The 18,217-nt window shown below is 64.2% G+C and carries 17 protein-coding genes and 1 tRNA gene; 13 read left to right on the plus strand and 5 right to left on the minus strand.

The genetic code is table 11. The features are described 5' to 3' along the window. Positions 1–126 precede the first annotated feature (126 nt). Positions 127–510 (plus strand): DUF4398 domain-containing protein, encoded by a 384-nt coding sequence (locus ACDC66_RS11160; RefSeq protein WP_376696802.1) that lies wholly within the window; start codon positions 127–129, stop codon positions 508–510. Then, positions 507–1,571, plus strand: a complete 1,065-nt coding sequence (locus ACDC66_RS11165) for an OmpA family protein (protein ID WP_376696803.1) — start codon at positions 507–509, stop codon at positions 1,569–1,571. The genes ACDC66_RS11160 and ACDC66_RS11165 overlap by 4 nt, the downstream gene beginning before the upstream one ends. A 152-nt stretch (positions 1,572–1,723) precedes the next feature. On the opposite strand, the gene ACDC66_RS11170 is transcribed toward ACDC66_RS11165, so the two are convergent. Beyond that, the gene (locus ACDC66_RS11170; protein ID WP_376696804.1) at positions 1,724–2,629 is read right to left on the minus strand and encodes a LysR family transcriptional regulator; all 906 of its coding nucleotides are present in this window, start codon (positions 2,627–2,629) and stop codon (positions 1,724–1,726) included. 117 nt (positions 2,630–2,746) lie between these two features. Between ACDC66_RS11170 and ACDC66_RS11175 the strand changes: the two genes are divergently transcribed. Both ACDC66_RS11175 and ycaC read left to right on the plus strand, forming a co-directional pair. After that, positions 2,747–3,613, plus strand: coding sequence for a pirin family protein (locus ACDC66_RS11175; RefSeq protein WP_376696805.1), 867 nt, complete (start codon positions 2,747–2,749; stop codon positions 3,611–3,613). An 81-nt stretch (positions 3,614–3,694) separates the two neighbouring features. Continuing rightward, the gene (gene ycaC, locus ACDC66_RS11180) at positions 3,695–4,324 is read left to right on the plus strand and encodes an isochorismate family cysteine hydrolase YcaC (protein WP_376696806.1); all 630 of its coding nucleotides are present in this window, start codon (positions 3,695–3,697) and stop codon (positions 4,322–4,324) included. 190 nt (positions 4,325–4,514) lie between these two features. Here the strand turns inward: ycaC and ACDC66_RS11185 are convergent, their stop codons facing one another. Then, the gene (locus ACDC66_RS11185; protein WP_376696807.1) at positions 4,515–5,648 is read right to left on the minus strand and encodes an alanine racemase; all 1,134 of its coding nucleotides are present in this window, start codon (positions 5,646–5,648) and stop codon (positions 4,515–4,517) included. Positions 5,649–5,809: 161 nt separating this feature from the next. Here ACDC66_RS11185 and ACDC66_RS11190 point away from each other — a divergent pair, with 161 nt between their 5' ends. The 4 genes from ACDC66_RS11190 (at position 5,810) to ACDC66_RS11205 (ending at position 10,996) form a co-directional block, all read left to right on the plus strand. After that, complete coding sequence (locus tag ACDC66_RS11190) at positions 5,810–7,540, plus strand: diguanylate cyclase (protein ID WP_376696808.1); 1,731 nt, start codon at positions 5,810–5,812, stop codon at positions 7,538–7,540. 103 nt (positions 7,541–7,643) lie between these two features. Then, complete coding sequence (gene ppc / locus ACDC66_RS11195) at positions 7,644–10,346, plus strand: phosphoenolpyruvate carboxylase (protein ID WP_376696809.1); 2,703 nt, start codon at positions 7,644–7,646, stop codon at positions 10,344–10,346. Positions 10,347–10,460: 114 nt separating this feature from the next. Then, positions 10,461–10,904, plus strand: a complete 444-nt coding sequence (locus ACDC66_RS11200; RefSeq protein WP_376696810.1) for a TonB-dependent receptor — start codon at positions 10,461–10,463, stop codon at positions 10,902–10,904. 16 nt (positions 10,905–10,920) lie between these two features. Further along, a tRNA-Thr gene (locus ACDC66_RS11205) sits at positions 10,921–10,996 on the plus strand. A 297-nt stretch (positions 10,997–11,293) separates the two neighbouring features. On the opposite strand, the gene ACDC66_RS11210 is transcribed toward ACDC66_RS11205, so the two are convergent. Together ACDC66_RS11210 and ACDC66_RS11215 are read right to left on the minus strand one after the other, a co-directional pair. Then, positions 11,294–11,887: a YceI family protein gene (locus tag ACDC66_RS11210; protein WP_376696811.1), complete on the minus strand. Its 594-nt coding sequence runs from the start codon at positions 11,885–11,887 to the stop codon at positions 11,294–11,296. Next, entirely contained in the window at positions 11,884–12,609 is a 726-nt protein-coding gene (locus ACDC66_RS11215; protein WP_376696812.1) for a CDP-alcohol phosphatidyltransferase family protein, read from the minus strand. The genes ACDC66_RS11210 and ACDC66_RS11215 overlap by 4 nt, the downstream gene beginning before the upstream one ends. A 115-nt stretch (positions 12,610–12,724) precedes the next feature. On the opposite strand from ACDC66_RS11215, the gene ACDC66_RS11220 reads away from it, so the two are divergent. The 5 genes from ACDC66_RS11220 to ACDC66_RS11240 are packed head-to-tail and all read left to right on the plus strand — an operon-like array spanning position 12,725 to position 16,981. Further along, positions 12,725–13,708 (plus strand): zinc-dependent alcohol dehydrogenase, encoded by a 984-nt coding sequence (locus tag ACDC66_RS11220; protein ID WP_376696813.1) that lies wholly within the window; start codon positions 12,725–12,727, stop codon positions 13,706–13,708. Positions 13,709–13,741: 33 nt separating this feature from the next. After that, positions 13,742–14,140 carry a 6-pyruvoyl trahydropterin synthase family protein gene (locus tag ACDC66_RS11225; protein WP_376696814.1) on the plus strand — a complete coding sequence of 133 codons (399 nt, stop codon included), beginning with the start codon at positions 13,742–13,744 and terminating at the stop codon, positions 14,138–14,140. Then, on the plus strand, positions 14,137–15,216 hold the full coding sequence (locus ACDC66_RS11230; protein ID WP_376696815.1) for a glycosyltransferase family 4 protein: 1,080 nt from the start codon (positions 14,137–14,139) through the stop codon (positions 15,214–15,216). Before ACDC66_RS11225 ends, ACDC66_RS11230 begins: the two co-directional genes overlap by 4 nt. After that, on the plus strand, positions 15,213–16,070 hold the full coding sequence (locus ACDC66_RS11235) for a class I SAM-dependent methyltransferase (protein WP_376696816.1): 858 nt from the start codon (positions 15,213–15,215) through the stop codon (positions 16,068–16,070). The genes ACDC66_RS11230 and ACDC66_RS11235 overlap by 4 nt, the downstream gene beginning before the upstream one ends. After that, positions 16,067–16,981 carry a lysylphosphatidylglycerol synthase transmembrane domain-containing protein gene (locus tag ACDC66_RS11240; protein WP_376696817.1) on the plus strand — a complete coding sequence of 305 codons (915 nt, stop codon included), beginning with the start codon at positions 16,067–16,069 and terminating at the stop codon, positions 16,979–16,981. Before ACDC66_RS11235 ends, ACDC66_RS11240 begins: the two co-directional genes overlap by 4 nt. On the opposite strand, the gene ACDC66_RS11245 is transcribed toward ACDC66_RS11240, so the two are convergent. Beyond that, positions 16,968–17,819, minus strand: a complete 852-nt coding sequence (locus tag ACDC66_RS11245; protein ID WP_376696818.1) for a RibD family protein — start codon at positions 17,817–17,819, stop codon at positions 16,968–16,970. The two genes, ACDC66_RS11240 and ACDC66_RS11245, sit on opposite strands and share 14 nt — an antisense overlap. Between the last annotated feature and the right edge of the window lie 398 nt (positions 17,820–18,217).

An 18,217-nucleotide genomic window follows, 5' to 3' on the forward strand; every position in this document is an offset into this window, starting at 1 on the left:
CCCATTATGACTGGAAGAGTGAGCAATGCCGCTTGAAGCATGCATTGCGTGGTTTTAGAGCAATCGAGCCGGAGTGTTTCCGAGGGGGCCGGTCGTTCACTGAAAGTCCAAACCGGGAGAGAACCGATGGATAAAGTACTGAATGGTGGGCTGATTGGCGTGTTGGCGTTGTTTCTGACCGCTTGCGCCTCCCAGCCGCCTGTTCCCAATGATCAACTCGCCGTGGCGCGAAACGCCATCGACTACGCGGTGGAGATGGGCGCACGTGATCACGCGCCCGGTGATCTGAAACAGGCACGCGAGCACCTCGCGGAGGCGGAAAGGGCGATCGAACAGGGTGAAAACAAGATCGCACGCCAGCTTGCCCTGGAAGCCGAGAAAATGGCGAGGCTGGCAGACCGGAAGTCGCGGTCCGCACGGAGTCGTCGCCAGGTAGAACAGCTGGAAGATACCGTCGAAGCATTGCGCGAAGAAATCGCCCGTGCCCGTATGCAAGGAGGTTCGTCATGAAACACGTCGATCTGAAATTCCCCGTCTTACTCTTGATGGTTGTCGGGTTGCTCGGCGCTTGTGCGACCACCCCGCAGCGGCTGTCTGAACTGGATCGTGCCGAAGCATCGGTCGAGGCCCTGGTTTCGGATCCTCAGGTCCGCCGCTTTGCACCGGGCGAAATGCAGGAAGCCGAGACACTGCTCGAACGTGCTCAGGATCAGTGGCGCGAAGGCGCCGACCGGTCCGACGTGCTGCACCTGGCACAGTTGACGGAAACCCAGGTGGGTATTGCGCGCGAATCGGCAGAACTCAGTCGCCTGGAGGCGCGCGTTGACGAACTGAGCAACCAGCGTGAAGTGCTGAGCCTGGAAGCTCGCGCTGCCAGGGCCGAGCGCGAGGCGCAGCGGATCGAGTCCGAGCGCTCTCGTGCCGAAGCTCAGGCTGCCCGTTCCGAAGCCCAGCGCATGGCGGAAGCGGCCCGACGGGCCAGGGCTGAACAGGATGCCCGCGAAGCCGAGATGGAACGGCGGGAAGCCGCCCAGCAGAGCGAGATGGCGCAGCAGGAGGCCGCGGAAGAGCGCCGACAGCGTATGGCCGCCGAAAGGCGGACGCAGGAACTGGAGGAAGAGGCCCGTCGCATGCGCGAGCAGGCCGAGCGGCTGCAGGAGCAGATTTCCGATCTGGAAGCGCGGCCCACCGAGCGTGGGCTGGTGTTGACGCTCGGCACTGATGTGCTCTTCGACCTCGACAAGTACGAACTGCGCGAAGGTGCGGAGCGCACGATCGAGCGCATCGCGGAGTTCCTCATGGAATACGAGGATCGAAAGGTGCGGGTCGAAGGATTTACCGATTCGACCGGCGCACGCGACTACAATCTGCGCTTGTCGGAACGACGTGCCAATTCGGTTCGCGATGCATTGGTCGAACGCGGCGTGGACGAAGATCGCGTCCGGACCCGTGGTTACGGACTGGATTATCCGGTTGCGACCAATGAAACCCAGGCTGGCCGTCAGCTCAATCGCCGGGTAGAAGTCATTATCTCCGACGATGACGAGGACGTGCCTGCGCGCACCGAGTAGTGTTTTCCTTGTTGGCACCCGTCGGCAGAACTGAACCGCCGGCGGGTGCGGATTTTTTCGAATCAGAGATATTCAGCGCTGACTTCCCTGATGAAAGTCTGGCCGAGTGGCACGAGCGACACGGGTTGACGCGTTAAGGGGGAATTCGGGGTTCAGTCCTCCTGGAGTGTTTCGAAGCGTTCTGCGAGAAATTCGATCAGCTCGCGTACTGCAGGGAGCAAGCCGCGGCGCGAGGGGAAGACCGCATGAATGATTTCCCTCGGCGGCGCCCAATTTTGCATTACCCGGACGAGGCGGCCGTCGGCGAGTTCGTCGGTCATCATCATTGTCGGCAGCTGGACGACGCCGACGCCGGCGACGGCGGCGATCTTCAGCGCCGTCATGCTGCGGGTGACCAGCCGGGGGTGGTGTTCGATTCTGGCCTCGCGTCCTTGCGGGTCGAGCAGATGCCAGTGGTGACGATCCTGCGAGCGGCCGAGTGCCAGGCTGGGTAGGTGAACCAGGTCACCGGGCACTTCGGGGTGGCCCTGTTCAGCCAATAACGCTGGCGCCGCAACCAGGCACTGTCCGCGGTCGGAGAGTGTGCGCAGGATCAGGTCGCTGTCTTCCAGCGGCGGCGGCCGTACACGAATGGCGATGTCGAATCCCTCTTCGATGACGTCCACCCGGCGGTTGGTGGCATCGAGGTGAAGGGCTACTTGCAGAAATCGGCGCTGGTATTCTGCCAGCATGTCGGCAACGCGTGCATCCAGAAGGGCGATCGGGCAGCTGACTCGCACGACGCCGCAGGGCTCCGAGCGCATCGCCTCGATGGCGTCCTGCGCCGTTTCCGCCTGGACGAGCATGGCCCGACAGTGGGTGTAGTAGATGCGGCCGATCTCGGTGACGGTCACGTGGCGAGTCGAACGATTCAGCAGGCGCACACCCAGGGTTTCCTCCAGACGGGCAATCCGCCGGCTGAGTTTTGACTTGGGCTCGCCCAGCGCCCGCCCGGCCGGCGCAAAACCGCCGTGGTCGACGACCTTCGCGAAATAGTAGAGGTCGTTGAGATCCTGCATGCCGCGATCGTTCCGAATATGGAACGCACAGTATGAGTTTTGCCTACTACCGCATCAAGTGTTCTGAGAACAGAATGGCCTCCAACGTTCAATCCAGTGTGATCGAAGGAGGTCAACATGAAACGAATCACCGGTGTTCACGCCGCGCCCCCGCGCCACTGGGTGGGTAACGGCTTCCCCGTCCGCTCGCTGTTTTCCTACCAGTCGCACGGTCGCCACGTCAGCCCATTCCTGCTGCTGGACCACGCCGGGCCGATGAACTTCGAACCGAGCCAAGAGCCCCGCGGCGTCGGCGAACATCCGCACCGCGGCTTCGAGACGGTCACCATCGTCTACGCCGGCGAGGTCGAGCATCGCGACTCCACGGGTGCCGGCGGCCGGATCGGCCCGGGTGACGTGCAGTGGATGACGGCCGGTTCCGGGATCCTGCACGACGAGTTCCACTCCTCGGCGTTCACCCGTGCCGGCGGCACGCTCGAGATGGTGCAACTGTGGGTCAACCTGCCGAGCGAGCGCATGATGACCGCGCCCGGCTATCAGACCCTGCTCGATGCCGAGATACCAACGGTCACGCTGCCCGACGGAGCGGGTATCGCAAGGGTCATCGCGGGTGAATTCGATGGTCGCAAGGGCCCGGCGCGCACGCACACACCGATGCACGTCTGGGATCTTCGACTCGAGCGCGACGGCACCACCCGGCTCGAATTGCCGGAGGGCTGGAACTCGATGCTGGTCGTCCTGCACGGCACGGTCCAGGTCAACGACAGCGAGATCGCCCGCGAGGGTCAGCTCGTCACGCTGGGTACGGAGGGCGAAAGCGTGCTGCTGGAGGCCAACAACGAAGCCACCGTGCTGGTGCTCTCCGGCGAGCCGATCGACGAGCCGGTCGTCGGCCACGGCCCGTTCGTGATGAACAGCAGCGAGGAGATCCGGCAGGCGCTTCGCGATTTCTCCTCCGGGCAGTTCGGGCGGATTCCCGCCTGATTCACCCAAGCCGGCCGCGGCAGGTGCCGCGGTCGCTTGTCCGCCCATTCGGGGCAATACACATCAGCAAGGAGACACGATATGTCACATGCATTCACCTACAACCGACTCGACCGGGACAACGCCGCCGTGCTGCTGGTCGACCATCAGACGGGTCTGCTGTCGCTGGTGCGCGACATCGATTCCGACAAGTTCAAGAACAATGTCCTGGCGCTGGCCGACCTGGCGAAGTACTTCGGCCTGCCGACCATCCTGACGACGAGTTTCGAGGACGGCCCCAACGGGCCGCTGGTGCCGGAGCTCAGGGAAATCTTGCCAGACGCGCCCTATATCGCGCGCCCGGGCCAGATCAACGCCTGGGACAACGAGGACTTCGTCGAGGCCGTGCGCGCCACCGGCAAGAAGCAGCTGATCATCGCAGGCGTCGTTACCGAGGTGTGCGTGGCCTTTCCCGCCCTGTCGGCGCTCGAGGAGGAATTCGAGGTTTTCGTGGTGACCGATGCCTCGGGCACCTTCAATGAAATCACGCGCCAGTCGGCCTGGGATCGTATGTCTGCAGCCGGTGCCCAGCTGATGACCTGGTTCGGCACGGCCTGCGAGCTGCACCGCGATTGGCGGCGCGACGTCGAGGGGCTGGGTGAGTTGTTTTCGAACCACATTCCCGACTATCGCAACCTGATCCACAGCCACACGAAGTTCACTAGCGGTTGAAGTGCCGGGTTTAGCTCACTGGATGCGGGCGGCAAAGGGCGTCGCCCGCATCTCCTTGAATGCTTCTCAGGTCGTCTCGGCCGAACAGCCGGGACCCCGCACGCCGGGTATCCGCACGGTCCAGCTCGATGCCACTGCACAGGTGCGAGATCCCGGATAGCCGCTGCGCGGCTTCCGGGACGACATCGGGCTACCAGCCCCGGCAGCGTTCCAGCCGTTGGAGGGGGTTGCCTTCGGAATCCACCATGCAGAAATGCTCGAACTGCCCGGCAGTCGCGCAGGCGTGATTGGGCAGGATGCGCAATCGACTGCCGATGGGGAATTTGTCCAGGTTCAGTGATTCGCCGTCACGCCGGGAAAGGATACCGTGCTCCTGGTTGGTGGCCCGGACGATGACTTCGGGTGACAGGACATGGCCGGTCTCATCGCAGATCACGCCATAACCGCGGTCGATGGCCTGATCGGCGGTGCCGCGATCGCGTGAGAGCGACATCCAGCCGGCATCGACGAGCACCTGGCCCTCTCGGGTGCGGTGGCCGATGACCTCGGTCAGCACCGAAATGGCGATGTCGTCGAGTTCGCAAACGCCCAGTCCGGCCATCACCAGATCCATAAAGGCGTAAACGCCGGCGCGCACTTCCGTGACGCCTGTGAGATCTTCGGCAAACATGGCCGTGGGCGTGGAGCCCACGCTTGTCACCGGCGCGTCGAATCCGGCTGAACGCAGAGTCCGGGTCGCGGCCACCGCTGCGTCACGCTCCTGTCGGGCCATACGTACCAGGCAATCACGATCGCGGCAACCATACGAGCCGCCTGCATGCACCATAACGCCCGCCGTGGTCGCGCCACCGTCGCGGAGAATGCCGGCGGCCTCGATCAGTCCCGGGTCCTCAGGCTGGAACCCGGCGCGATGGCCGTCGGCGTCGATTTCCAGCAGGACCTGGAATTCGGTTAAGTGTTCTGCGGCCGCGCGGGCAACGGCACGGGCAGCATCGGGGTGATCAAGAACCAGCATCAACTTCATTCCGTCGGCGATCCGTCTTGCGACTTCGGCAAGCTTGCCCGGCGCGATGCCAACGGCATAAAGGAGATCATCGATGCCGGCAGCGTAGAAGTAATCCGCCTCCGCCAGGGTCGAGACGGTGGCGCCGGCGGAATGGCCGGCCATCATGCGGCGGGCGAGTTCCACATTCTTGACGGTCTTCAGGTGCGGCCGAAGCGGTACGCCGAGCCGGCCGAGCCGCCGGTTCATGCGTGCGACATTACGCGCGAAGCGTTCGTGATCGATCAATAAGGCCGGCGTGCTCACATTGGTTGAGGTCATGGCGATCTCGCAATGTCGTCCTGCTTGCGCAGTTGAGAGCCGTAATTGTCTCAATGTTACAGGAACACTGCGACCGTCCCGGGCCCGGCGGATCTGCCCGATTGCCCTATGATATGGTTCATCAATAATGCGTTAATCACCGCCACAGGTATCGAATGCAGGTGACATCTCAACTCCTCGAGCAAGCGCTCGAGCTTTCACACGACGCCGTGACCATCTTCGAAATCCAGGCGGGTGGATCCGCTCCCGGCATCGTTTATGTCAATCGCGCTTTCGAAATCATGAGTGGCTATGAGCGCGAACAGGTACTTGGCCGCGCACCGGGTTTACTTGAGGGGGAGGATACTGACGTTACCGATCTCGCCGCCTTCAGCTCGGCGCTGGATGCCGGAACAGAATGCGAAGGTGAATCCTGGTATTACCGGAAGTGCGGCGAGGCGTTTCTCATGTCTTGGAAGGCGAGCCCCGTATTCGATGGCTCAGGGAAAGTCGGGCACTTCATAGTCGTCCAGCAGGATGTGACTGAACGGCGCAGACGTCGTCGCCAAAGGGAAGACCTCGAGCGGATTGTCGATCTTCAAAGGGAAGTCGTCAGCGGTGGCCTCAATTTGCAGCGCGTTCGGCAGAAGATCGTTGAAGCAGCGCGCGATATCACCGACGCGGATGCCGCGGTGGTCGAGGAGGCCGAGGGCGAGGAAATGGTCTACCGGGCCGTGGCCGGAATTGCGGGAGATGCACTCGGCATGCGACTCCCGATCGACAACAGTCTTTCCGGGCTGTGTTTCCGAAGTTGCGAGATTCTGCGTACCGACGATACGGGGGACGACCCTCGCGTTAATACGGAGGGGGCGCTCAAGGTGGGCTTCGTCTCCGGAATACTCGTGCCGCTTGTCCACGATGGGCATTGCTATGGTGTACTCAAAGTCTATGCCTCGCGGCCCGAAGCCTTTTCCAGCGACGATCGTCAGTTGCTGGAGATTGCTTCAGGCATCCTGGCGGGGGCATTGTTCAACGCTGCGAGCTTTGAAAACGAGGTTCATCGCCGGAGCATGCTGGTCGATGCCATCCCCATCCTGGTTTCCTATATCGACCGCGAGCGGCGTTACCAGGAGGTCAACGCAGCCTACGAGGACTGGTTTGGCGTCCAGGCGAGCGACATTAGGGGGATGTACGTTTGGGAGGTTCTGGGTGAGGCCGCATACGAGGCGCTTCGCCCTCATCTTGGTGCCGCTCTCAGCGGCGAACAGGTGAGTTTCGAGGCCGAAATCCCCTACCAGAAGGGTGGTAACCGCATGGTTCTTGCGCAGTACCAGCCAAACCTCGACGGCAACGGGAAGGTCAACGGTGTCTACGCCGTGGTGCGTGATCTTACTTCCGTCAAGCAGGCGGAACAGGATTTCCTGACCGGGTTGTGCAACCGACGAAAATTCGAGGAAAAATCCGAGTATCTGCTCAAGAAGGCGACGCGATATCGTCAGTCGATGTCATTGATCCTGATTGACATCGACCATTTCAAGGCCATCAACGATTGTCATGGCCACCTGGCCGGTGATGAGGCCTTGAAAGCCATCGGTCGGCATCTGGCTGATACCGTAAGGGGCGCCGATGTGGTTGGCCGCTGGGGCGGCGAGGAATTCATCATCCTCGCGCCGGAAACAGCCACCGATGAGGCGCGCCAGTTGGCCGAACGCATCTGCGTCGAGATTCGTCGCCTGTCGTTCGATGGTTTGGACAAGGTCACCGTCAGTATTGGTGTGGCGCAAGCGATCGAGGACGAGGAATTGCGGCAACTCATGTCGCGAGCGGATGCCGCGCTCTACCGGGCCAAGCGGGAAGGGCGGGATCGCGTGGTCGTCGCCGACGATGCAGGCGGCCCAGCAAACGACAGCTAGCGTTGGGTCGCCGGCATCCGTTTTTTTGCACCAATTTGACGATTGCGCGCGCACGGGCGTTTACCATTGCAGGGCCGTCTCCCAAGGAAAAGCGCCACTTATCATGAAACGCCAGGAAATCGACTTTCCCTCCGAACACCGCCCACTGCGTGACGATGTCAGTCTGCTGGGCGGCATGATCGGGGAGTTGCTGCGCGAACAGTGCGGCGATGCGCTGTTCGAGCGCGTCGAGACGGCTCGTTCGGCGGCGATCGCCCGTCGTGTGGGCGAGGACGACGGCTCTCAGCTGCTGGCGCAGTGCCGCATTGATAGTGCGGACGAAGCCAGTGCATTCGTACGGGCCTTCGCGGCCTGGTTCCGGATGGTGAACCTGGCCGAACAAGTGCACCGTATCCGGCGCCGCCGCGAGTACATGGCAGCCGGCGAAGGCGTGCAGCCGGATTCGCTTTCCGACGTGTTCGAAAAGCTTGCCAATGAGGGGCAGGATTGGGAGACGGTACGCGGGCGGCTGGCTGATCTGTTGGTCGAGCCGGTGTTCACCGCCCATCCGACCGAGGCAACGCGGCGCTCGATCCTGGAGAAGGAACAGCGCATGGCCCGCTACCTGGTTGAGCGGCTCGATCCGGGGCTTTCGGAGAACGCCGCAAACCGTCTGGTCGACCGCGTGCGCATGGAGCAGACCATCGCCTGGCAGACGGCGGAGCAGTCGCGCTCGCGCCCGACCGTGGCCGACGAAGCCGAGCATGCCCATTACTACCTGGCCAACGTGCTCTATCGCGTCGCCCCGGTGCTGCACGAGAACCTCGCCGAGGCGGCCACCCGCGCCTGGGGCGTGGATCTGTGGCCTGGTGACCTGCCGTCGGTGCTGCGTTTCGGTTCCTGGGTAGGCGGCGATATGGACGGCAACCCCAATGTCACCGGCGAAACCGTAATGGAGACGCTGACCGAGCAGCGCCGCCAGGTGGTCGGCAACTACCTCAAGGAGGTTCGGCGCCTCAACCGCCTGTTGAGCCAGACCGAAGGGCGCGTCGACGTCAGTGCCGGGGTTCGCAATCGTGTGGACGAGTACCGCAGGCTTTTGCCGCAAGTGGCCGAGGCCGTGCCAGCCCGGCATGCGGAAATGCCGTATCGGGAGTTGCTCTACCTTGTGGAGGCCAGACTGCGGGCCACCGTTGAAGAAAAGGAGGGCGCCTACGGCCACGTGGACGAGTTCGGCGGCGACCTGACGCTTATTGCCGACAGCCTGAAGGCCAACCGCGGCCGCCGCGCGGGGCTGTTTCCGGTCGGGCGGCTGCTCAGGCGGGTCGATATTTTCGGCTTTCACCTGGCCACCCTCGATTTGCGCATCGACTCGGGCGACCTGCACGAGGCCGTCGCCGAGTTGATCGACGATGCCGACTGGCCCGACCGCGACCCGGAAGAAAGAACCCGTTATCTCACGGATGCCGTAGGCCGGGATCACATCCCCGATGGACGCGCCAACGGCGCCACCCATGCTGTCTATAAACTCCTCGCCGCCGCCGGCCGCGCCCACGAGAAATTCGGCGAGCGCGCGATCACCACGCTGATCATCTCCATGAGCCGCAACGCCGACGACATCCTGGCGGCCTGGTTCATGGCGCGTGCCGCCGGTGTGGATCGTCACCGGCTCGACATCGTGCCGCTGTTCGAGACCGTTGACGACCTGATTGCCGCCGAAGGGGTGATGAAGGGTCTGCTGGAGCTTGATGTCTGGCGCGAACTGCTTGCCGCACGAGACAACCGGCAGACGGTGATGCTGGGCTATTCGGATTCCAACAAGGACGGCGGCATGGTCGCCTCGCGCTGGTCGCTGCAGGATGCGCAGCGCAAGCTGCTCTCGCTGTTCGACGAGAGGGCCGTGAAGGTCACCTTCTTCCACGGCCGCGGCGGCACCGTCGGACGCGGCGGCGGCAAGACCCCACGCGCGGTGCTGGCTGCGCCGGCCGGTTCGGTCGGCGGAAGACTGCGCATGACCGAGCAGGGCGAAGTCATCCATCGCAAGTACGGCCTGCGAACGATCGCCGTGAGAAACCTGGAGCAGACCACCGGGGCGGTGATCAAGGCCGGCTTCGTCGACAGCGACCCGGACACCGAGGAAGGCCCCTGGCGCCGGGCGATGGCGCGCCTGGCCGAGCTGTCACGTGCGGCCTACCGCGACCTGGTCTACGGTGACGAGGCCTTCGGTGAGTACTTTCTCCTCGCCACGCCCATCGACGTGATACAGCGCCTGCGCATTGGCTCACGGCCGGCCTCGCGGGCGAAGAAGACCGGCATTTCGGGCCTGCGCGCCATTCCCTGGGTGTTCGCCTGGGGCCAGTCGCGGCAGGGCCTGCCGGGCTGGTACGGCCTGGGCAGCGGGCTCGAACAGCTGATCGACGAACTCGGTTTCGAGCCGGTTGCCGGGATGGCGCGCGAGTGGCTGTTCTTCTCCAACCTGCTCGCCGACGCCGAGATGGCCATGGCCAAGGCCGACATCGGAATCGGCCGGCGCTACGCCGAGCTGGCCGGGGCGCTGGGGGAGCGCTATTTCCCGACCATCGAGGAAGAGTTTTCCCGCACCCGAGAAATGATCTGCCGGGTCAAGGGTCAGGACGGCCTGCTCGACCAGGACCCGACGCTCAAGCGATCAATCCTGTTGCGTAATCCCTATGTCGACCCGATGAGCCTCACCCAGGTGGAGCTTCTCAAGCGCTGGCGCGCCGGGGGTTCGACGGACGGGGCCCTGGAACAGGCCCTGATCGACAGCGTGCACGGGATCGCGCAGGGGCTGCAGAACACGGGCTGAGCCTGCGCCTGAAAAAAGCGTCAGCGATTTCACGCTTTCTTGAGAATTTGTGCAAGACTTGCGTCCTGCGTGGCGGCAGTCTGGCAGCGAGTTCAACTTACAAGGAGTTGTGCAATGAAGCTGTCTCTCGATCGCGCCCACCTGACCGCCGGCCTGATTTACGGCGCACTGGGTATGGGCCTGGGTATTTACATGGCCGCCGGCCAGAACCACGTTCAGCACGTCACCCACGCGCATCTTTTGCTGGCCGGTTTCCTGCTTTCGGTGATCTACGCCATCGTTTATCGCCTGTGGTTGCCGAACCCCGGCCGATGGCTGTCCGGGCTGCAGTTTGGACTGCATCACGTCGGCGTCGTGCTGATGGTGTCGGGCCTGTTCCTGCTCTACGGCGGCCGGTTCACCCACGGCCAGCTCGAGCCCGTCCTGGCCGGCTCGTCCATCCTGGTGCTGCTGGCCCTGCTGATGATGCTGGCCATGGTGGTCAGAGTGGGGCGAACTTCCGTCGCGGAGCAAGTCCCGCCCCAATCCCATGGCACCGCGGGAGCAGAATCGGTATAATCCCCCGCTTGCCGGCGCCGGTGTAGCTCAGTAGGTAGAGCAACGCATTCGTAATGCGTGGGTCGGCGGTTCGACTCCGTCCACCGGCACCATTTTCAGAGGAAGCCCCGCAGAGATGCGGGGCTTTTTCGTATCTAGTGTCTCAAGTCGAACCGCCGACCATCAAAAAATCGGTTCGAAATGTGCGCGAAGCGCATATTCGCTGGCGCGCAGTCGCCAGCCCGAAGGGCAAGCTCGCGCAGCGAGCGCAGCACCCCGTCCACCGGCACCATTTTGAGAGGAAGCCCCGCAGAGATCCGGGGCTTTTTCGTATCTAGCGTCTCAAGTCGAAGCGCCGACCCACGCATTACGAATGCGTTGCTCGGTCCCCGCAATGCAGCGGCAAGTCCTTACCGCCTGTTCGCCTCGAACTCGAAGATCAGTTCGACCTCGTCGCCGACGAGGTCGCCTTCGACACCGTAGGTCATGCCCCAGTCACTGCGTTTGATCGTCGTGCGGGCGGAGATGCCGAGGGTGTGCTTTCCGTGACCAAAGGGGTACTCGGCGGACTTGTTGAGGGTCACATCCAGTTCGACCGGCTGCGTCTGGCCGAGCAGAGTGAGGTCGCCGACGAGCGTTCCCTGGTCGTCGCTTTTCGGGCGCCACTCGGTTGCCTCGAAGCGGATCGTCTCGTGACTGTCGGCATCCAGGAAGTCGTCGTTGCGAAGGTGTTCGTCGCGTTTGTCGTGGTTCGTGAATACGCTGTCCGCCTGGATGAGCACGTGGCCACTCTCGAGCTCGTTGGCTGACTCGTCGTAGGCGAAGCGGCCCTCGGCCTCGAGGAACTGGCCCAGCGTGTCGGCGTAGCCGACGTGCTCGACCAGGAAGCCGATGGAAAAGTGATCTTCGTCGATTTGGAACTCGGCCGGCTCGGCGAAGGATATGCTCGAGAGTCCGAGGGCAAGGGCGACCAGTGTGCAGGGGATTGCGGGTGTCTTATTCATGAGATTCTCCATTCGGAATGTTCTCTGGCCCGGCGATTTCTGAACAGCCAGGCGATGTCGATGGCGAAGGAAGCGCCAAGCGCCAGCAGTGCGACGGCCAGCAGGGTCAGTCGCAAGGGATCGGTGAGGATCGGTAGAAGGGCGATCGGCAATACGCTGACCTGAACCACGCACACCAGCTTGCGGCGGTAGCTGTCGGGGAGCGGTTTCGAAAGCCAGGGCCAGGTCAGTGAACCGGCGAGAAAAGCCGGGCGCATCAGCCCGATGGCCAGAACCCAGGCTGGCGCCAGGCCGGAGAGCCAGAGCCCGGCGCACAGCACCAGGATAAGCATGGCGTCGGTTTCCATGTCGAAGCGCGCGCCGAAGGCGCTGGATTCTCCCGCACGCCTGGCCAGCCAGCCGTCGACCCCGTCCAGCGCCAGAGCGGTCAGGGCCAGACCGAGAACCATGGCGGCTTGTTCGATGAAGATGCTCGGGTCAACGAGGGCGCCGGCAAGGGCACAGGTGATGGCGGCGCGCAGCAGGGTGACGCGGTTTGCCCATCCGAACCTGGAGCAGCCGGAAAGGGCCTGGATAAGGATCCAGGCGATTGCGCCATATACCGAGACGGCTACAGTCGGCGGGAGCCAACTCGCATCCGATGAAGCGGCAAGGAGCCATGCCAGCCCGCCAGCGGCTAACGCCCCGGCGGCTAGTTCCGCTTTGATAACACGACTTGTCATCGCAAGCTGCTCGCTTGTCCTACCATTCGATGATCGCATATCCGAGATATTGAATACATCAAAATCAACGTCACTGGGTTATCGTGATGATGGTTTGTAAAAGTGAGACACCCCAATGACTGGAACTGTTCGGGCTTTCTGGATCATCGCCCCCGGCCGCGGCGAGATTCGCAGCGAGTCGCTGCCGGACGTGGCCGGTGACAGGGTGCTCGCACGAACGCTTTTCTCCGGCATCAGTCGCGGGACCGAAGCGCTGGTGTTCATGGGGCGAGTGCCGCCGTCGGAGTATGAGCGCATGCGAGCGCCGTTCCAGAAGGGTGATTTTCCCGGCCCGGTGAAATACGGCTACAGCGCGGTCGGTGTCGTGGAGGAGGGGCCCCAAGGGTTGCTGGGACGAGAGGTATTTTGCCTGCATCCGCACCAGGAGCGTTTCGTGGTGCCGGCCGAATCGGTCGTGTCGTTGCCCGAGGACGTGCCGGCCGCGCGTGCGGTACTGGCGGCCAACATGGAAACCGCCGTCAACGCCGTCTGGGATGCCGGTATCGGTCCGGGTGATCGCGTGGCGGTGGTCGGTGCCGGCGTGATTGGATCGCTGGTTGCCTGGCTGGCCGGGCGCATTCCGGGCACGGACGTCACGCTGGTCGATCTCAACCCTGAACGTCAGCGCCTGGCGGAGAGGCTGGGTGTGGCGTTTGCGGCACCCGGCCAGGCCGAAGGCGATTGCGATGTGGTCGTGCACGCCAGCGGCAGCGAGACCGGTCTTGCGAGCGCGCTGGCCCTGGCCGGCAACCAGGCCCGCGTGGTCGAGATGAGCTGGTACGGCACGACGCACCCGGCGGTGCCACTGGGCGAAGCTTTTCATTCGCGGCGGCTTTCGCTGATCTCGAGCCAGGTGGGGCAGCTTCCGCCCGGGCGGCAGCCGCGCTGGACGCACCGGCGGCGCCTGGAACTGGCGCTGCAATTATTGGCCGACGCGGCGCTCGATCATCTGATTGCGGGTTCGAGTCCTTTCGAGGCGCTGCCCGAAGACATGCCCGGCTTGCTGGATGATGCGAACGACGTGCTCTGCCATCGCGTCGAATACGGGCGCGAGAAATAATTTCGACCGGGTTTCAATTCGAGGAAGGAACGCATGTACACATTGACCGTCCGTGATCACTTCATGATCGCCCACAGCTTTTCCGGGGAAGTCTTCGGCCCGGCGCAGCGCCTGCACGGGGCGACCTACGTTGTCGATGCGAGTTTCAGCCGCCCCGAACTGGACGGCGATGATCTCGTCGTCGATATCGGTCTGGCCGGGCAGGTTCTCGGCGAGATCCTGGGCGAATTCAATCACCGCAATCTCGACGAGATTGACGAGTTCGCAGGGCGCAACACCACCACCGAATTCATGGCCCGCGTGGTCTTCGGTCGCCTGGCCGTTGCGATTTCCGATGGCCGGCTCGGACCGGCGGCGAATGGATTGAAGCACTTGAAAGTAGAGCTCAAGGAATCGCACCAGGCCTGGGCCAGCTTCGAAGGCGCCCTTTGAGCCAGCGTCTTTTCATGGTCGTTCCCGGCGACCCAAAGCAGCGCACCGGTGGTTACCTGTACGACGCGCACATCGTGGGCCAGCTTCGGGACCTGGGCTGGTCGGTCGAGGTGGTCGGGCTCGAAGGTCGCTTCCCCGATGCCGACGAACTTGCCACCCGTGCGATGCAGCGGGCCTTGTCGGGATTGCCCGATGGCGCTGCCGTGGTCATCGATGGCTTGGCACTCGGTGGCCTGCCCGATGCCGTGGCCGCCCATGACCGGCGCCTGGACATTACCGCGCTGGTGCATCATCCCCTTGCCGATGAGACCGGCCTGGATGCAGGGGTTCGGGATCGGTTGCTGGCGCGCGAAACCCGATCACTCCAAGCTTGTCGCAGGGTCATCGTCACTAGTCCGTTTACGGCGCGCAGGCTGCGCGAGATGGGGCTCGACCAACGGACCCCGCACACCGTCGAACCGGGCGTGGACATGGCGGAAACGTCCGAAACCGTCGCGGCCCGGCTGCAGGGCCGCGAGCCGGCAGGGCCGGAGCGGTTGCTCTGCGTCGCCAGCCTGACGCCGCGAAAGGGCCAGGACGTGCTCGTGCGGGCGCTGGCGCAACTGGCCGATCGGGACTGGCGCTGCATCCTGGCCGGCTCGATCGAGCGTGATCCGCGGTTCGCCGCGCGCGTTAGCGGGATGATTCGGGAAGCCGACCTGGCCGACTGCATCGAGTGCATCGGCGAGTGCGACCAGGGAGCGCTAGAAGCGGAATATAGCCGGGCCGGGCTTTGCCTCCTTCCCTCGCATTACGAGGGTTACGGCATGGTGGTCGGCGAGGCGCTGGCGCGGGGGGTGCCGATGATCACGACCACTGGTGGCGCGCTGGCCGACACCGCGCCGGTGGATAGCTGCCTGCGGGTCGAGCCGGGCAGCGCCGACGCGCTTGGTGGCGCCCTGGGCCGGTGGCTGGGTGACCCCGGCCTTCGTCGGCGCCTGACGGGCAATGCCGTCGCCCGGCGCGAACATTTGCGCAGCTGGTCCGAGGCGGGGCGCGAATTCGCCGCCGCCCTGCAGGGAGACCGGAGCCGATGAGGAACGAGGCGGCCCGTTTTGAAGGCGACTGGCTCGCGCTGCGTGAGCCGGTTGATCACGCCGCGCGATCAGCGCCACTGGCCGATCGGCTATCGGAATGGCTGAAGGGCAGGGACAGGCTGCGAATCATCGATCTGGGCGCCGGCACGGGGAGCAACCTGCGCTGGCTGGCGCCACATCTGGACGCGCAACAGGATTGGCTGCTGATCGATCACGACGCGGTCTTGCTGGATCGAGCGCGTGAGGAATGGGCCGCTGATGGCCCGGATCAACCGGCGATCCGGGTGCGGACGCGCCGGATGGATCTGTCCGGGCTGCTGGACGATGCGTTCGATAAAGCCGACCTGGTCACTGCCGCAGCCCTGTTCGATCTGGTCTCGGCGGACTGGATCGAATCCCTGGCCGGACGGATCGCGGGCAGCGGCGCGGCCGCGCTGTTTGCGCTGACGGTGGATGGCCGGCGCCACTTCGTCGATGAAAACGGCCGACCCCTCGATGGCGAGCGTGATGAACGTATGGAAGCGCTCTTCAATCAGCACCAGCGGCGCGGAAAGGGTATGGGCGAATCGCTTGGACCGGAGGCCGCCGCCGTGCTGCCAGTCACGCTGGAGCAAGCGGGCCTGGATGTAAGGGTGGACCAGTCGGACTGGCGGCTTGGCGCCGGCGATGCAAGAACGCTGGCACTCGCTTTGGCGCTGCTGGATGGCTGGATGCGGGCCGCCGTCGAGCAGTCGCCGGGGGATGCGGCGTGGATCGAATCATGGCATCGAAGCCGCCGTGCCCAACTGGAGAAAGGGTGCATCGGCCTGGTCGTCGGCCACGTCGATGTCATTGCCCTGCCGCGATCCTCATGACCGAGCGACGCTGGTCCTGGACGCTTCTGCGATGGACGATCAGTTTGGGCGTGCTCGCCGTGCTGTTGTGGTGGCTGGAGCCCGTATCGATCGCCACTGAAATGGCGGATTTATCGGCGACCTGGCTGACGGCCGCATTGGCCGTCACGCTCGTCCAGATGGCGCTGTCGGCCTGGCGCTGGCGATTCACCGCGCACCGCTTGGGGCTTTCACTGTCCTGGCCGCGGGCGCTGGGCGATTATTACCAGGCGGTTTTCGTCAACCAGGTGCTACCGGGCGGGGTGGCCGGCGATGCGCTGCGCGCACACCAGCACGCTCGCGATACCGGGGCCACCGGACCGGCCTGGCGGGCGGTCATCATCGAACGCGCCTCGGGCCAGTTGGTCGTCGCCCTGGGCACCATTATCGTCCTCGGCCTGGTGCCGTTCTGGCGCGAGGCCTGGGCAGCGGCGATGCCCGATGGGGCGGCCGTCTGGTTGGCGACGCTGCTCGCAGCGCTGCTCCTAGCGGTTGCTTTCAACCTGGTCGCAAGGCGTTGGCCACGACACTGGCGCGTCGTTCGCGCGGACGTCGATTCGGCACTGCTGGCGCCTTCCGCCTGGCCAAGGCAGCTTGCCGCCTCGATGGCGATCGTGTTCAGTTACGTGGTGGTATTCGCTTTCGCGGGGCGCGCCATCGGTGCGGGAATCGATTTTGCGTTGCTTCTGGCCGTGGCACTGCCGATCTTACTGGCCATGCTGATTCCGCTGTCGGTGGCCGGCTGGGGATTCCGCGAGGCGGCTGCCGCGGCGGTTTGGATGATGCTGGGCTTGCCGGCCGAACAGGGCGTGGCGGTGGCGATGTCTTACGGGCTCGTCAATCTGGCAGCTTCACTGCCGGGCGCATTGCCGCTGATGGTCAGGCTTCGTTGAGGGTCGTGCGAAGGTCGACGTCGATGAGCAGTTCGTCTTCGAGCGAGAAGCTCCGGAACGCGGGGCGTTGGGCCTGGTCGAGATGTTCGATCACGGGCAGGTTCAGGCCGTTGCGGCCCGAGCCGATAATCAGCGGTGCGACCAGCAAGTGCAGGCGATCGAGCGCCTCGGCCTCGATAAAGCGCGAAACCGTCTCGGCGCCTCCCTCGACGAGGATATGGTTGAGTCCACGCTCATTCAGCGCCTTGAGCACGGCGGCCGGTGCGAAACGGCCATCGTCTGTGGCCAGAACCAGTCGTTCAACGTGCGCGCCTGCGGGTTCGGGTGATGCCATTGGCCCGATGATATGCAGAACCCGAGGCGGCGCCCCACGGGCATCGAACAGCGGTCCCTCCGCCGGAACCCGGCCGCGCGGGTCGATGACGACGCGTATCGGGTCGGGTCCGGCAACGTGGCGGACGGTCAGGCGTGGATGGTCGGCGCAGGCGGTGCCGGCGCCGATCACGACCGCGTCGACGAGCGCACGCAGGCGATGCAGGTGTGTGCGGGCGGGGGTGCCGTTGATGTAGTGGGAGTGGCCGCTTGCGGTGGCGATTCGACCATCCAGGCTCTGCCCGAGTTGGGCGATGGCCATGCGCTTCGCTGTGGCCAGCGGCGCCAGCGAATCCAGCAGCATGCGGGAAGGCTCACCGAGCTTCCCGTCGGATTGCCAGCGGCCTGAGGCAAACAGCGTGATTGCCCCAGCCGGGGTGGTTCGGCGCCAGTTCTCGCGGTCGTGCCAGTCGAGGCTGCGGGCCTCGAGCAGTACCGGCCAGGTCGTTTCACTGGAACTCGTCATGGCCCGCACCCGAAGGGTACGGGCTGGCAATTCACACAATCAGGCCGCATGTCGCTTACCGTTTGCTGACATGCGATCATGATGGCACAAGGGAACCTCTGATCAATTATGCACGGAGCGCGTTTTGTCGGAGAAGCCGCAGATCGTGGGGTGCGACGCGAGAGACAGTAGCCGTAGCTACGGCCGAGCGGCGCAGCGCCCGAAGCAAAGCGATGGCGATTTCGCGCAGCGAAGAAGCCATTGCGGAGCTCGGGTAAGCGCGTGCGCGAGATGCGGCTTCTCCGGCAAAACCCTTCGGGACGGGCCTTTGCGGGCGACCCGCTGCGTTTCGGATCGCTCATTTGGAATGACCAAACCACGCTCCCCGAAGCCACAACGGGTCATCCCGCAAAGGCGCC

The sequence above is a fragment of the Wenzhouxiangella psychrophila genome (assembly GCF_042310375.1).
GTDB lineage: Bacteria > Pseudomonadota > Gammaproteobacteria > Xanthomonadales > Wenzhouxiangellaceae > Wenzhouxiangella.

What these genes read in the sequence shown, in the direction of transcription:
- ycaC (WP_376696806.1), top strand. Translation starts at nt 3,695, where the DNA reads ATGTCACATGCATTCACCTACAACCGACTCGACCGGGACAACGCCGCC.
- ACDC66_RS11215 (WP_376696812.1), bottom strand. Translation starts at nt 12,609, where the DNA reads ATGACAAGTCGTGTTATCAAAGCGGAACTAGCCGCCGGGGCGTTAGCC.
- ACDC66_RS11210 (WP_376696811.1), bottom strand. Translation starts at nt 11,887, where the DNA reads ATGAATAAGACACCCGCAATCCCCTGCACACTGGTCGCCCTTGCCCTC.
- ACDC66_RS11240 (WP_376696817.1), top strand. Translation starts at nt 16,067, where the DNA reads ATGACCGAGCGACGCTGGTCCTGGACGCTTCTGCGATGGACGATCAGT.
- ACDC66_RS11200 (WP_376696810.1), top strand. Translation starts at nt 10,461, where the DNA reads ATGAAGCTGTCTCTCGATCGCGCCCACCTGACCGCCGGCCTGATTTAC.
- ppc (WP_376696809.1), top strand. Translation starts at nt 7,644, where the DNA reads ATGAAACGCCAGGAAATCGACTTTCCCTCCGAACACCGCCCACTGCGT.
- ACDC66_RS11165 (WP_376696803.1), top strand. Translation starts at nt 507, where the DNA reads ATGAAACACGTCGATCTGAAATTCCCCGTCTTACTCTTGATGGTTGTC.
- ACDC66_RS11245 (WP_376696818.1), bottom strand. Translation starts at nt 17,819, where the DNA reads ATGACGAGTTCCAGTGAAACGACCTGGCCGGTACTGCTCGAGGCCCGC.
- ACDC66_RS11220 (WP_376696813.1), top strand. Translation starts at nt 12,725, where the DNA reads ATGACTGGAACTGTTCGGGCTTTCTGGATCATCGCCCCCGGCCGCGGC.
- ACDC66_RS11235 (WP_376696816.1), top strand. Translation starts at nt 15,213, where the DNA reads ATGAGGAACGAGGCGGCCCGTTTTGAAGGCGACTGGCTCGCGCTGCGT.
- ACDC66_RS11170 (WP_376696804.1), bottom strand. Translation starts at nt 2,629, where the DNA reads ATGCAGGATCTCAACGACCTCTACTATTTCGCGAAGGTCGTCGACCAC.
- ACDC66_RS11175 (WP_376696805.1), top strand. Translation starts at nt 2,747, where the DNA reads ATGAAACGAATCACCGGTGTTCACGCCGCGCCCCCGCGCCACTGGGTG.
- ACDC66_RS11225 (WP_376696814.1), top strand. Translation starts at nt 13,742, where the DNA reads ATGTACACATTGACCGTCCGTGATCACTTCATGATCGCCCACAGCTTT.
- ACDC66_RS11160 (WP_376696802.1), top strand. Translation starts at nt 127, where the DNA reads ATGGATAAAGTACTGAATGGTGGGCTGATTGGCGTGTTGGCGTTGTTT.
- ACDC66_RS11185 (WP_376696807.1), bottom strand. Translation starts at nt 5,648, where the DNA reads ATGACCTCAACCAATGTGAGCACGCCGGCCTTATTGATCGATCACGAA.